We start from the raw sequence: 12,730 nt of genomic DNA, 5'->3' as shown, positions 1-12,730 counted from the left end.
TCTCCTGGGTTGTTGTGAATGAAAAGGGTGAAACAAATTGGCAGGCGTCAGTGCGCCAGCAAATAATCCAGCGCCGAGAATTTCGCGGCCCGCTCGATCACTTCGCCCGCTGCCAGCATGCGGTCTTCGCGGAATTTGGTGCTGACGATCTGCACACCGACCGGCAAACCGCTCACCACGCCCGTGGGCACCGACAGGCCAGGCAAGCCGAGCGTGGCGGTGCCGAGCATCGGAGCTTGAGCCAGAAAGATCTGTGCGATGCGCTCGGGTGAGCGTTGGTCCTCGTCGATCTTGAACTGCCGCTCCCAGGAGTTGGGCATGAGCAGCACCGGGTAACGCTCGAAAAACACCGCCCAGTCGCGGGCAATGTTGAAGCGCCGGGTCATGGCCTCCAGATATTGGTCCCGATCCCAAACGGGCGAGACCGCCATGTAATGACCCAGGGCCTTGCGCAGCGCATCGTCACCGTTCTCGCGCATGAAGGCATCACCTGCACGGCGCATGTCGTTCATGACCATGTGCATCTGCATGGCCGACACCTCGGCGAAATGCGGGGGTTCCACTTCTTCCACGGTGTAGCCTGCCACTTCGAGCCAACGTGCCGCCTGGTCCACTGCCGCAGAGGCGGTAGGGTCAACCGCCGAATGTGTCCAGCTGCGAAACACCGCCACGCGGGTGGGTTGCTTGGCATCGGCAAATTCAAGAGGCGCGGGCACCCATTGTGGGTCCAGTGGTGTGCCTTGCGACATCACTTGCAGGGCCAGCCGGGCATCGACCACAGTGCGGGTGAGCGGGCCTTGCACCGACATCTGCTGGTTGCTGATGATGCGGTTGGGTGCGCTGGCCTTGTACGACGGTACGCGGCCCACGGTGGTGCGCAGGCCGACCACGCCACAGGCCCAGGCCGGGTAGCGGATCGAGCCGCCGTAGTCGTTGCCGTGCGCGATCGCGCCCATGCCCAAGGCGGTGGCAGCCGCCGCGCCACCGCTTGAACCGCCGGGGGTCACGCCCACATCAAACGGGTTGAGCGTGCGGCCATGGAATGCGTTGTCGGTGAACCAGCGCAAGGAAAATGCGGGCGCGTTGTTGCGTCCCACGATGATCGCGCCTGCCTCGCGCATGGACTGCACCAGGGGTGAGTCGCTGCTGGCGATGTTGTCCTTGAATGCGGCCACAGCGTCGGTGGTGGCTTCGCCTTGCACATCGATGTTGACCTTGATGGTGACCGGCACGCCGTGCAGCGGCCCGAGCGCATCGCCTCGGGCTTGCGCGGCATCGGCGGCGTCAGCGGCTTGCAGGGCTTTGTCGGGCTTGACGCTGGCCAGGGCGTTGACCTTCGGGTTGGCCACGGCGATGCGGCCCAACACGCTTTCGGTGGCGGCGCGTGCTGTGGTTTCGCGGCGGGCGATGCGCCCAGCCAGTTCGGTGGCGCTGAGTTGCCAGAGTTCGGTGGTCATGGTGTTCAGTCTTTCAGGTAGCGTTGGGTCAGCAAGGCCCAGAAGGCTGCGCCCACGGGCAAGATGTCGTCGTTGAAGTCGTAGCCCGGGTTGTGCACCATGCAGGCGTGGGCGACCGCGCTATCACCCATGCCTTCGCCTGCACCGTTGCCGATCATGAAATAACTGCCCAGGCAGTGCTCCAGCATGAAAGCAAAGTCTTCGCTGCCCGTGAGCGGTCGGCCATGACGGGTCACGCGTTCGGCCCCCAGCAGCTCAGTGCCGACCTGGCGTGCCAGCTCGGTCTCTGCGGGCGTGTTCACCAGCACAGGGTAGTCGCGCTTGTAGTCGATGTGTGCTTGCACGCCCAGGCTTTGGGCCTGCGCTGTGACCAGGTGGGTGATGCGCGTTTGCAGCAGGTCGCGCACCTCGCGGTCGAGCGAGCGCACGCTCAATTCGAGCCGAGCGCTGGCGGGGATCACGTTGTTGGCTTTGCCCGCCACCAGCGAACCCACGGTGATCACGGCAGTGTGCTGCGGGTCCACATTGCGTGAGACGATGGTTTGCAGCGTCATGATGATGGCCGCCGCTGCCACGATGGGGTCTTGTGCGAGGTGCGGCATGGCGCCATGCCCGCCCACCCCGGTCAGGGTGATGGTCACGTCGTCGCTGGACGCCATGGCTGGGCCATCGATGAACACCAGCTGCCCTGCAGGAACGCCAGGCATGTTGTGCGCAGCAAAAATGGCATCGCAGGGAAAGCGCTCAAACAGGCCCTCTTCAATCATGATCTTCGCGCCGCCGGGGTTCTCTTCGGCGGGCTGAAAAATCAGGTTCAGCGTGCCCGAAAATTCGACCTCTTGCGCGATGTACTGGGCCGCTGCCATCAGCATGGCGGTGTGCCCGTCGTGGCCGCAGGCGTGCATCACGCCCGCGTGCACGCTGCAGTGCGCCAAGTCATTGGCTTCGTGGATGGGCAAGGCGTCCATGTCTGCCCGCAGGCCCAGGCGCTTGCTGCCCTTGCCGCGCTGCAGCTGGGCCACCAGCCCGGTGGTGGCCAGGCCCCGCGTGACGCGGTAACCCCAGCTTTCCAACTGCTCGGCCAGCACCTGCGAGGTTCGGAACTCTTTCAGGCCCAGCTCGGGGTGGCGATGCAAATCACGGCGCAGCGCCACAAAGGGCGCGGCCCGCGTTTGCAAGGCATGCAGCACACTCATTGGGCTTCGAGCTTGATGGACTTGGCAATGCCTTGGTAGAGCTTGACTTCCTCGGCATAGACCTGATCGGTCTGGTCCAGACGCAAAGCTTCACCCACTTCCTGGCCCATGGCGGTCATGGTGTTGCGGAAATCGGCGTCAAACATGACCTTGGTCAGCGCCCGGTGCAAGGCCTCGACGACGGGCTCGGGTGTGCCTTTTTTCACGTAGTAGCCACTGCCAATCGTGTAGTGAAAGCCTTTGAGCTCTTTGGCCTGGTCCACCGAGGGCACCTCTGGAATCAGGCGCTGCGGCTGGGGCGACAGGGCGGCGATGAATTTGGTTTTGCCTTCTTTGGCCATGTGCACATGGGGCGCACCATAGGGCGTGATGAACAGGTCAATCTGACCACCGAGCAAGTCTTGCAGGATGGGGCCGCCGCCTTTGTAGGGCACATGCAGCATTTCAGCGCCGAGCTTTTTGGCCATTTCCTCTCCCAGCAAATGGTAGAAACTGCCGATGCCCACGCTGGCGTAGTTGACCGGTTTGCCAGCTTTGGAGCGTTTGATGATCTCGGCCACCATCTCTTGCGGATTGTTGGCCGGAAAATTCTTGCTGGCCACAATGGCCATGGGGGCCATGGCCATGCGCTGGATCAGGCGAAAGTCGTCGGGCTTGTGCTTGACGGCCTTCATGGCCAAGGGAGCGAGGATGAGTTCGTTGGGCGAGCCCTGGAAGAGGTAGTAGCCGTCTGCGGGCGCATTGAGCACCTTTTGCGCCGCGATGGCCCCGCCTGCGCCGCCCAGGTTTTCGATGATGACGGGTTGCTTGAGCTCGGCTGCCAAGGGCACGTTGATCTTGCGCGCGATGATGTCTGACAGGCCACCTGCCGGGTAGGGCACCATCAAGTTGAGGGGCTTGTTGGGAAAGCTTTGCGCTTGCACAGGGGCCTGAACGGCCATGGCCGCGCCCAGCAACAGGCCCAGGGTGTTGATCAGTTTCATGGCGTTCTCCATCGTCAAAAATATGGCCTCATGCTAGTCCCGCCAAGAGACAACTGAAAGACTGTCAATTTTCTTCATGACAACCTGAGGTTGTCATTGCTTTAAACTGCACCCCATGAAACTGCACCAACTCCAGGCTTTGGTGGCCGCAGTCGAGCACGGCAGCATCCGCGCCGCCGCCCGAGAACTGCACCTGACCCAGGCGGCCCTGACCAAGTCCTTGCGCCAACTGGAAGAGGAGGCGGGTGTGGCCCTGCTGGTGCGCAAATCGCGAGGGGTTGGGCTGACCGAGGCAGGTTTGCGCTTGCACGCCCGGGCCCTGCTGGTGATGCGCCAGTTGGCGCTGGCGCAAGACGAGTTGCAGCAAGCGCAGGGCGACGAGGCAGGCACGGTGCGGGTGGCAATCACGCCGTACCTGATGCTCACCGTGCTGGGTGAGGCGTTTTTGTGGTTTCGCAAGCGCTACCCGCACATCGAGTTGCGCCTGATCGAAGGCCTGGTGGCCCGTGTTTTGCCGGGCTTGCGCGATGGCACCGTGGACTTTGCCATCGTGGCTGACAGCGGCGATGTCACCCCCCAGGAGTTCCAGTGCACCCGGCTTCAAAAAGACCAGCAAAAACTGGTGGTGCGGGCAGGCCACCCGGTGCTGCGCCAGCCCACAGCGGCCAAGCTGGCCGCGCTGGAGTGGGTCATGCCAGGCCCATTTTCACAAGGGTTGGACGAGGGCTTGCTGGCCATGTTCGCGCAGGCGGGCGTGTCACCACCTCAGCAGATCACGCGCTGCGACGCGATGGCCGCCATGGCCTTGATTCGGCAAACCGATGCCATGAGCGTGATGCCCGCTCCCTTGCTGGCCCAGCCCGAGGGGCATGGTTTGGTGGAGTTGTCGCTGCGCAGCATGCGCCCGCCCGACATCGAGCTGGTCTTGTTGTCCCCACCCGAGGTGCCGCTCACCCCTGCGGCGGCTTATCTGGCGCGGTGCTTGACTGATGCGATCGCGTCGCGAAGCCCAAGCTGAATGCGACTTCAACCATGCAGGCCTCGCGCCAAGACTTCAGGCCGTAGCCACAAGGCGTGGCTGCCTGTGTAGGGGAACGGCTTGGAGGGGACTGTCGAGCAAGGTGCCAAACAGGTTTTTCGGGTTGGCCATTTGCGGGATCAGGTTCAGGCGCTCGCCCAAGCCCCATGCCAGCGCTTCGGTGTGCATGAAACGCAGGGCTGAAAAGTCCTCCAGTGCGAAGCCCACCGAGTCAAACACGGTGATTTGAGCGTCGCTGTCGCGGCCTGTACGGCTGCCATGCAGCACTTCCCACAACTCTGTCACGGCAAAGTCGGCAGACATTTGCTGGATGTCGCCTTCGATGCGGGTTTGGGGAGTGAACTCGACAAATACCTTGGCCGCTTGCAGCACATCGGCGTCCAGCTCTGTCTTGCCCGGGCAGTCGCCGCCCACGGCGTTGATGTGCATGCCCGGTGCCAGCATGTCGGCCGTGACGATGGTGGCGCAGGCCTTATCAGCGGTGACGGTGGTCACGATGTCGGCGCCTTGCACGGCTTGGGCTGTGCTGGCGCAGACCTGCAGCGTCAGGCCGCTGCCACTCAGGTTGGCCACCAGCTTGGCGGTGGCTTGTGGGTCGATGTCGAACAAACGCAGGGTGTCGATGCCCAGCAGGTGTTGAAAGGCGATGGCCTGGAACTCGCTTTGCGCGCCGTTGCCAATTAGCGCCATCACGCGGCTGCCTGGCCGGGCCAAGGTCTGGGCCGCCAGCGCCGAGGTGGTGGCGGTGCGCAGGGCAGTGGTCAGCGTCAATTCGCTCAGCAGCGTGGGGGCGCCTGTGGCCACATCGGCCAGCACGCCAAAGGCCATCACGGTGGACAGGCCGATGACGGTGTTTTGGGGGTGCCCATTGACGTATTTGAAGCTGTAGGTGGTGCCGTCTGAAATTGGCATCAACTCGATCACGCCGTGGGGCGAGTGGTGGGCCACGCGGGCCGTTTTGTCAAAGTCCGGCCAGCGCAAAAAGTCGGCACGGATGTGCTCAGCGATGCCAGAGATACAGTTTTTCAGGCCTTTGCGGCGCACCAGGGCCACGGCAGCGGGGGCGCTCAGGTACAGGGGCATGGTCGAAAAAGAGGCCTTGGAGGGGGTGTTTTGGGGGTGTTTCATGGTCGTGCTGCTCAGGTCTTTTGCCCTTGGTGGGTCGATGCGAGAAGTTTCAAGGCCCAGCGTGGCAATGTAAATCGCCAAAAATATGCTGTAAAAGTCATATATTTGGCAAAATGATCGATCCGAGTGACAATATGCAGCATGGATGACATTGACCAACGCCTCATCAGCCTCTTGCGGCAAAACGCTCGCATGAACATTGCCGGCCTAGCGCACAAGCTGGGGGTGTCGCGCGGCACCGTGAACAACCGCTTGCGCAAACTCGAGGACAGCCAGGTCATCGTGGGCTACACCATCAAGCTGCGGCCCGAGGCTGAGCCCGAGCGCATCAAGGCCTGGATGGGCGTGCTGATCGAGGGCAACACCACGCGCCAAGTGATTGCCAGCTTGTTGGGCGAGCCCAGTGTGGTGGCGCTGCACGACACCAATGGCCGCTGGGATTTGTTGGCCGAAATCGAGGCTTCGTCGATGAAAGAGTTGTCCGATGTGCTGGAGCGTATCCGGCTCATCAGCGGTATCCGCAGTACCGAGACCAACATCCATCTGGCCACTTATCGCTGAGCGTCCATGCACACCCTTGGACAACTGCGCAGCGGCGCTTTGACAGGCACGCACCCACACCAGTCACTGGATAATCAAACACCACGCCAGCAGGTGGTGGAAACGGCGGGTAATAAACCCCGTTCACAACGCACGAACAATGAATCCAACCGACTCAGGTGAAGATAATTCTCATCTGTGGCCAGTTATGGGGTAGCAATAAAACGAAGGATCCACTGCGGTCTAACGTCAAATGCCTCCAGGGATGTACACCCCCTATCCCCCTGGAGGTGGTTAGGTGGTTAAGGTGGTTAATTTCCAGCCCCTGCAAAACATGGCATTGCCCGAAGTGTTTTTAGTGCACACCGTTGCACATCGTCGCAACAGACAGCAATGCTGCAAAAGTTTGTTGTCTCACGCTGTATCACTAACGATGTTGACCGTGACGACAGCTTTTTTATCTCACAAGATATCTACAGCGCGCAGGTCGTGTCATTGCGTCTCAACATTAGCATCGGGATACCCCAAAATTGTCCTCAAGGGAAAACACTGATTTCAATCACTGCGGCACGGCTCAAGATCAACTGTCATTTGAATCCTTCAGATGCAGGGAGTAGCCCATGTACCAACGCATCCTTCTCGCCTACGATGGCTCCCCCACGGGGCAGAAAGCCCTGCTTAGTTTTCAAGACCTCAGCCAATGGCGGCAAGCAAAGCTGACATTGTTAACTGTCGTGCCCACGTTAGAAATGGCGACGGGGGCGGTGGAAATGGGCTATATGAGTCAACCCTTTTCAGCCACGCACGAAGACGAGACTCACCAGCTGTTGGATACCGGTGTCCAGGTCCTCTCAGACTTGGGGTTTCATGCAGATGGCGTACTGCTGAAAGGTGAAACCATCCGCGAGATCACCCGCTACGCACAAGAGCAACAAGCTGATCTGATCGTCGTTGGCCACAAGCATGAGAAGAGCCTGCTACGCAGGTGGTGGAGTGGCTCCACAGCGAAATCCCTGGTCGAGGAATCGCCTTGCAACGTGCTCATCGTAATTACACCTTCTTGATTTGGTCGCACATTCCATTGATGTCATCCAGAGACCAGCTTGGTTCTATGATTGGCTAGCTGCTGGCTTGTAGCGTTAATCCAGCTAAAGACTGTCAGCATTTTTCTCGCACCATTTTCTGAAGCTTTTACCGATTTAATTTGACTTCAGATCAGCCCGTTCCTTTACGAAATGAAACGGGTCAGGTGGGTCCTGTGCCCAGGGTCGAATCGTTTCGCAAACAAGAAAATATTTTTGTTGCAATCCATCACATTCGGCCTCAATACGACTTACCGCATCACGTTGGATCGGCGTCAACCCCCGGCTGTACCACGCGGAGATTTTTTTAGTTCCAAAAAAGTGGACTAAAAGGTGGACTGATTCAGACTTAAAAAAACCCTAAGTAAATCAATTACTTAGGGTTCTTAACTGGCGGAAGCGGTGTCCTCCATAATTATCGTAAATTGAACCTCTTTGAAATCTTAAACCGTTGATTTCATTGGATTATTTGATTTCTAGTTTGCAGAGCCGTACAGGTTCATCTACACTGGTCCACCTCAAAAAGGTGGACTGAAAGGTGGACTCCCATGTATGGCGGATTAAATGAACTCCGGTGCAAAGCGCTCCTCAAAACGCCCGGTAAATACGGTGACGGCAATAACTTGTGGTTCGTTGTCGGACCCAACCACCGCGCCAAATGGGTGCTGCGTTACACGGTGCACAGCAAGCGCCGTGAGATGGGCTTGGGCCCCTACCCACAGGTCTCCCTCAAAGAGGCCCGCCTGCAAGCCATGACACGCTTGAGTGAGGTCCAGCAAGGTGCTGACCCCATCAATGAGCGTGAGGTCAAACTCACGATCAACAAGATGCCCACCTTTGGCGAATGTGCCAAGCGCTACATCGACAACCGACGCGAGGGTTGGCGCAACGCCAAACACGCGCAGCAGTGGGCCAACACGATCGATCAGTACTGCAAGCCCATCCTCAACAAGCCCGTGGACCAGGTGAGCCAGGATGATGTGCTGGCAATTTTGTTGCCTATCTGGGCAGAGAAAAATGAAACAGCTTCCCGACTGCGCGGCCGCGTCGAAAAAGTCCTGGGCTATGCCACAGCCGCCAAACACCGCACCCAAGCCAACCCCGCCGTCTTCGCCGGTTCCTTGGAGTACCTGCTGCCCAAGGTCAAACGCACGGTCAGGCACCACCCCTCACTGCCTTGGCGACAACTGCCAGCCTTTTGGGCTGAGCTTCGCGTTCAAAACGGTGTGGCCAAAGCGGCCCTGGCGTTTTTGATCTTCACAGCAGCGCGCAGCGGTGAGGTGCGGGGCATGACCTGGGGCGAAGTGAACTTTGATGAAGCCACCTGGACGGTGCCAGGAGAGCGGATGAAGCTGGGTAAAACCCACATCGTGCCGTTGAGCACCACCGCCTTGGCGGTTTTAAAGACCTTGCAACAAGGAGAGCCCCAGGACTATGTATTCACCACTTGGGGCCGCTCGCCCCTGTCAGACATGACCTTGGCGGCGGTGATCAAACGCATGAATGAGCGGGCTGTGCCTGAGGCCCGATACCTTGATGCCGATGGCCGCGCAATCAGTCCACATGGATTTCGTTCGAGCTTTCGCGTGTGGGCCGCTGAGGAGCCCAACCATCCCAAGGATGTGGCCGAGTTCGCCCTGGCGCATAAGCTGCCCGACCCGGTGGAGGCCGCCTACCAACGCAGCACCTTGTTCGAGGCCCGCAAAAGCCTGATGCAAAGCTGGGATGACTGGGTCACAAAGGGCGAGTAAAAGCTGCCGGTTATGTCTAAGCAATACCCGCCCTAGGATCTATGGGGCGGTTATCCATGACCCATTGGTCATCCCTCCACTCCCTTGCCGCCCCTGGGTTGTGTGTGCTATTTAACGACGTAATTTGTACAGACTTGGCACAAGTTCTTTGGATCGGTTACCATTTACATTCCTGATAACGAATCAGAGTCGCGGCATGCCTCTTGGCAGGCCGCGGCGTCATCAAAACAAACTCCCCTGCTGCTACAGCCCCTGATCGAATGATCCGGGGCTTTTTTGTTTTTGGACCCCCCATGAATACATTTTCATTGGCCGCCATGTTCGGCCAGGCTTGGCTGTGGCCGCTGGTTTTACAGGCCGTGGCTCTTAAGGCCTTGAGCGGCCCCGTGAATGAAATCGTGCGCTGTCCCATCTGTCGGATAACCTCGCGCAGCCCTTGCGGCCGCGGCCCACCAAAACATTCAGCACCACCGATGCGCCGGTTTGGAACACGCTTTCCAACGGGCCCACCCCGGGGCCCACCACAGGGTTAAAACACCTGCCACAGCACACCTCAAGACATTGGCCGCCCAGTCGGTGTGCAGCCGCTGTAACCACCGGGCAAGCCCCAACGTTTTGCAGCACCTCCCCGCATTCCTCACCTGCAGGAATGACTAGGGAATCCCCCCTTAGTTTCTTCATCAATTCAACCCAACAGCTGACTGTCTGGGTAGCAACTGCTATGCGCAGAAAGATTCACCATGTCCATGTTACGAATGCCAGCCGTCAAGGCTGAAACGGGTCACCGTAGCCACGCCAGCATCTACAACGCCATCCGAGAAGGGCTCTTTACCAAGCCTGTGCGCATCGGAGCCCGCGCTGTGGGTTGGCCATCCAGCGAGGTGCAAGCGATCGTGTCGGCTCGGATCGCCGGTAAATCGCCCATCCAAATCCGAGCCCTGGTGAGCCATCTCGAGTCAGCCCGCCAAAGGCTGTTATGAGTCACCCCAAGCCTTCAACCCAGGCTCCGGCCATCCACGAAACCCCCTCCTCCAATATTTCTGAAAGTCTTTTTATGAACACCCCTATCAACAGCCCCGCCCACACCACCCCCGCTGACGCATCCACCCACGAGGAAGCCAAGCAGATCCTTGCCGAGCAAGCCGAAGACGCCCTCATGGCCAAGCTGCGCATTTCGCAAAGCTATGCCGATGCGATCGTCGGCGTGAAGAAACCCTTGCTCACAGTGGCCGTGCGCAAGCCCAACAAGAACGAGTTCTTTCGGGTCCACCCCAGCCATTTCTTGGACTGCTGCCTGATCGAAGACAAGACTGAGCGCGAGAATTTCTTCGTGCTGCCCGAGGTCGTGCCGATTGTCTCGTCGTTTGTTGAAGGGGTGCGGCTGCACTTTTGTGTCACGCGCCAGGATGTGGTGTTTCTTTGGCCCGTCAAGCTGCCCCGCGAGGACCGGCGCGGAGATGCTTGGCGCAAGTCCGCGGCCGATTGCGCCTCCCTAGCCCAAGACCGCTGGGTGCGGATAACGGCGGACATGAACTTGGGGGCCTACCAGCCCTATGTGGCCATGGCCGATCTGGGTGATCCCAAGTGGCCCGAGGAATCTTGGAGCAAGGTGTTTCAGTTGGCCACGCGCGATCGCATGATCGAGAGCGAGCAACACCCGCTGATTCGCCGTTTGCTGGGCCAAGAATGAGTGCGGTGCACTTGACCACTACCTTGCCCGCTGCCTTGCCAGCGGTCTTGGACCGCTTCCCGCAAGTCTGGTGCGTGGACTTCGAGTTCATGGCCAGGCCCGGGGAGCGGCCCGAGCCCGTGTGCTGCGTGGCGCTGGAGCTGCGCAGCGGCCGGGAGATTCGGCTGTGGGGGCCGGCGCTCAACACGCCACTGAGCACGCCGCTGCCCATCTCGCCGGATGACCTGTACGTGGCCTATTACGCCTCGGCCGAGATGGGTTGCCACCTGGCCCTGAACTGGCCGATGCCCGCGAACGTGCTGGACCTCTTTGCCGAGTTCCGCACCTTTGGCAACGGCCGCGATGAGCAGCTGGGGCTCAAGGGCGCCTCGTTGCTGGCCGCTCTGGCCCACTTCGGTTTGTCCCATCTGGACCCGGACGTGAAGTCGCACTGGCGCGAACGCATCATCGCGGGTCCCCCCTACGACGCCAGCGACCAAGTGGGCATCCTGGACTATTGCGCAAGCGACGTGTATGCCTTGCAAGGCCTGCTGCCCAAGCTGGTGGCCCAGCTCGCTGTCCGAGCGCACTGGCTGGAGCACGCCTTGCTGCGCGGGCGCTACATGCGCGCCGTGGCCCGGATGGAACACACCGGCATCCCGGTGGACAAACCATTGTTCGAGCGGCTGTCGGCCCATTGGGACCAGATCAAGCTGGCACTGATCGACGGCATCCGCCAGGAATACCCGTTCTACGAGGGCACCACGCTCAAGCACGCCAAGTTCGCCGCTTGGCTGCAGCACAAGGGCATCCCCTGGCCGCGCACGGAATCAGGCCACCTGATGCTGACGGAGGACGTGTTCAGAAAGCAGGCCCTGGCCCATCCCATCCTTGGGCCGGTGCGCGAAGTGCAAAACAACTTGGCCAAGCTGCGCATTACCGACATGGCCATTGGCGCCGACGGTCGCAACCGCACCTTGCTCTCGCCGTTTCGCGCCCGCACTGGACGCAACCAACCGGCGGCCTCCAAGTTCATCTTCGCGCCCTCGGTGTGGCTGCGCCGCATGATCCAGCCCGCCCCGGGCCGCGCCTTGGCCTACATCGACTTTGGCAGCCAAGAGATCGGCATTGCCGCAGCGCTGTCGGGGGATGCGGCCATGCTCCAGGCCTACCAATCGGGCGATCCGTACCTGGGCTTTGCCATCGCGGCGGGCTTGGCACCACCGCATGCCACCAAGGCCAGTCACAAACCCATCCGCGATGCCTGCAAGAGCCTGGTCTTGGGCACCTTGTTTGGCATGCAAGCGCGCACCTTGGCAGAAAACATGGGCACCAGCTTGGCCCATGCGCGCTCTTTACTGAACGCGCACCACCGCACCTATGCCGTGTTCTGGGCCTGGATTCGGCGCGTAGGTGACCACGCCATGCTGCTCAACCACATCGACACCTGCTTTGGTTGGCGCTTGCATGTGACGGGCAACACCCGGCCCACCGCGCTGTTGAACCATCCGATGCAATCGCATGGCGCTGAGATGCTGCGCCTGGCTTGTTGTTACCTGACCGAAGCTGGCATTGAAGTTTGTGCCCCGGTGCATGACGCGGTGCTGATTGAAGCGGCCGAGGACGAGATCGAGGCGAAGGTGGTGCAAGCGCGTGCCCTGATGGGGCGCGCCTCAAGGGTCGTATTGGGTGGTTTTGAGGTGCGCACCGACGCCGACATCATTCGCCACCCCGAGCGCTATGACGACCCGCGGGTTGGCGACATGTGGGATCGGGTGTTGGAACTGCTGGAAGGGCTCGAAAGCCGCTCGCCGAACCCTGCCGAAACGTGTCGGACAAATAACGACGAACCCATCGCAAATGCGTGACAAAAAAGGTCGAAGTC

The 12,730-nt window shown here is 60.3% G+C and carries 11 protein-coding genes; 7 read left to right on the top strand and 4 right to left on the bottom strand.

Annotated features, from left to right (window positions below; genetic code table 11):
- Positions 1–47: 47 nt before the first annotated feature.
- The 3 genes from ACIQ3A_RS03100 to ACIQ3A_RS03090 are packed head-to-tail and all read right to left on the bottom strand — an operon-like array spanning position 48 to position 3,636.
- Complete coding sequence (locus ACIQ3A_RS03100) at positions 48–1,457, bottom strand: amidase (protein ID WP_396430299.1); 1,410 nt, start codon at positions 1,455–1,457, stop codon at positions 48–50.
- A 5-nt stretch (positions 1,458–1,462) separates the two neighbouring features.
- On the bottom strand, positions 1,463–2,653 hold the full coding sequence (locus tag ACIQ3A_RS03095) for a M20 aminoacylase family protein (RefSeq protein WP_396430298.1): 1,191 nt from the start codon (positions 2,651–2,653) through the stop codon (positions 1,463–1,465).
- Entirely contained in the window at positions 2,650–3,636 is a 987-nt protein-coding gene (locus tag ACIQ3A_RS03090) for a Bug family tripartite tricarboxylate transporter substrate binding protein (RefSeq protein ID WP_396430297.1), read from the bottom strand. The genes ACIQ3A_RS03095 and ACIQ3A_RS03090 overlap by 4 nt, the downstream gene beginning before the upstream one ends.
- A 115-nt stretch (positions 3,637–3,751) precedes the next feature.
- Between ACIQ3A_RS03090 and ACIQ3A_RS03085 the strand changes: the two genes are divergently transcribed.
- Positions 3,752–4,654, top strand: a complete 903-nt coding sequence (locus tag ACIQ3A_RS03085; RefSeq protein ID WP_396430296.1) for a LysR substrate-binding domain-containing protein — start codon at positions 3,752–3,754, stop codon at positions 4,652–4,654.
- A gap of 36 nt (positions 4,655–4,690) precedes the next feature.
- On the opposite strand, the gene ACIQ3A_RS03080 is transcribed toward ACIQ3A_RS03085, so the two are convergent.
- Complete coding sequence (locus tag ACIQ3A_RS03080) at positions 4,691–5,803, bottom strand: ornithine cyclodeaminase (protein ID WP_396430295.1); 1,113 nt, start codon at positions 5,801–5,803, stop codon at positions 4,691–4,693.
- 141 nt (positions 5,804–5,944) lie between these two features.
- Here ACIQ3A_RS03080 and ACIQ3A_RS03075 point away from each other — a divergent pair, with 141 nt between their 5' ends.
- The 6 genes from ACIQ3A_RS03075 to ACIQ3A_RS03050 all read left to right on the top strand — a co-directional run bounded on the left by ACIQ3A_RS03075 (position 5,945) and on the right by ACIQ3A_RS03050 (position 12,713).
- Complete coding sequence (locus ACIQ3A_RS03075; RefSeq protein WP_396430294.1) at positions 5,945–6,364, top strand: Lrp/AsnC family transcriptional regulator; 420 nt, start codon at positions 5,945–5,947, stop codon at positions 6,362–6,364.
- 599 nt (positions 6,365–6,963) lie between these two features.
- Complete coding sequence (locus ACIQ3A_RS03070; protein WP_396430293.1) at positions 6,964–7,407, top strand: universal stress protein; 444 nt, start codon at positions 6,964–6,966, stop codon at positions 7,405–7,407.
- Between the two features lie 566 nt (positions 7,408–7,973).
- Complete coding sequence (locus ACIQ3A_RS03065; protein WP_396430292.1) at positions 7,974–9,176, top strand: tyrosine-type recombinase/integrase; 1,203 nt, start codon at positions 7,974–7,976, stop codon at positions 9,174–9,176.
- A gap of 740 nt (positions 9,177–9,916) precedes the next feature.
- Positions 9,917–10,156 (top strand): helix-turn-helix transcriptional regulator, encoded by a 240-nt coding sequence (locus tag ACIQ3A_RS03060; RefSeq protein WP_396430291.1) that lies wholly within the window; start codon positions 9,917–9,919, stop codon positions 10,154–10,156.
- A gap of 74 nt (positions 10,157–10,230) precedes the next feature.
- A complete protein-coding gene (locus ACIQ3A_RS03055; protein WP_396430290.1) occupies positions 10,231–10,866 on the top strand; it encodes a hypothetical protein in 636 nt (211 codons plus the stop codon).
- A gap of 11 nt (positions 10,867–10,877) precedes the next feature.
- A complete protein-coding gene (locus ACIQ3A_RS03050; protein WP_396430289.1) occupies positions 10,878–12,713 on the top strand; it encodes a DNA polymerase in 1,836 nt (611 codons plus the stop codon).
- Positions 12,714–12,730 lie beyond the last annotated feature (17 nt).

Source organism: Limnohabitans sp. (genome assembly GCF_044361985.1).
Classification (GTDB): domain Bacteria; phylum Pseudomonadota; class Gammaproteobacteria; order Burkholderiales; family Burkholderiaceae_C; genus Limnohabitans_A.
Note: the sequence above shows the minus strand (reverse complement) of the source record. Positions and strands in the feature narration are given on the sequence as shown.

Bases quoted from the DNA above. Each gene is read 5' to 3' on its own strand.
- ACIQ3A_RS03085 (WP_396430296.1), top strand. From the start codon at position 3,752: ATGAAACTGCACCAACTCCAGGCTTTGGTGGCCGCAGTCGAGCACGGC.
- ACIQ3A_RS03060 (WP_396430291.1), top strand. From the start codon at position 9,917: ATGTCCATGTTACGAATGCCAGCCGTCAAGGCTGAAACGGGTCACCGT.
- ACIQ3A_RS03070 (WP_396430293.1), top strand. From the start codon at position 6,964: ATGTACCAACGCATCCTTCTCGCCTACGATGGCTCCCCCACGGGGCAG.
- ACIQ3A_RS03100 (WP_396430299.1), bottom strand. From the start codon at position 1,457: ATGACCACCGAACTCTGGCAACTCAGCGCCACCGAACTGGCTGGGCGC.
- ACIQ3A_RS03075 (WP_396430294.1), top strand. From the start codon at position 5,945: ATGGATGACATTGACCAACGCCTCATCAGCCTCTTGCGGCAAAACGCT.
- ACIQ3A_RS03080 (WP_396430295.1), bottom strand. From the start codon at position 5,803: ATGAAACACCCCCAAAACACCCCCTCCAAGGCCTCTTTTTCGACCATG.
- ACIQ3A_RS03095 (WP_396430298.1), bottom strand. From the start codon at position 2,653: ATGAGTGTGCTGCATGCCTTGCAAACGCGGGCCGCGCCCTTTGTGGCG.
- ACIQ3A_RS03065 (WP_396430292.1), top strand. From the start codon at position 7,974: ATGTATGGCGGATTAAATGAACTCCGGTGCAAAGCGCTCCTCAAAACG.
- ACIQ3A_RS03090 (WP_396430297.1), bottom strand. From the start codon at position 3,636: ATGAAACTGATCAACACCCTGGGCCTGTTGCTGGGCGCGGCCATGGCC.
- ACIQ3A_RS03055 (WP_396430290.1), top strand. From the start codon at position 10,231: ATGAACACCCCTATCAACAGCCCCGCCCACACCACCCCCGCTGACGCA.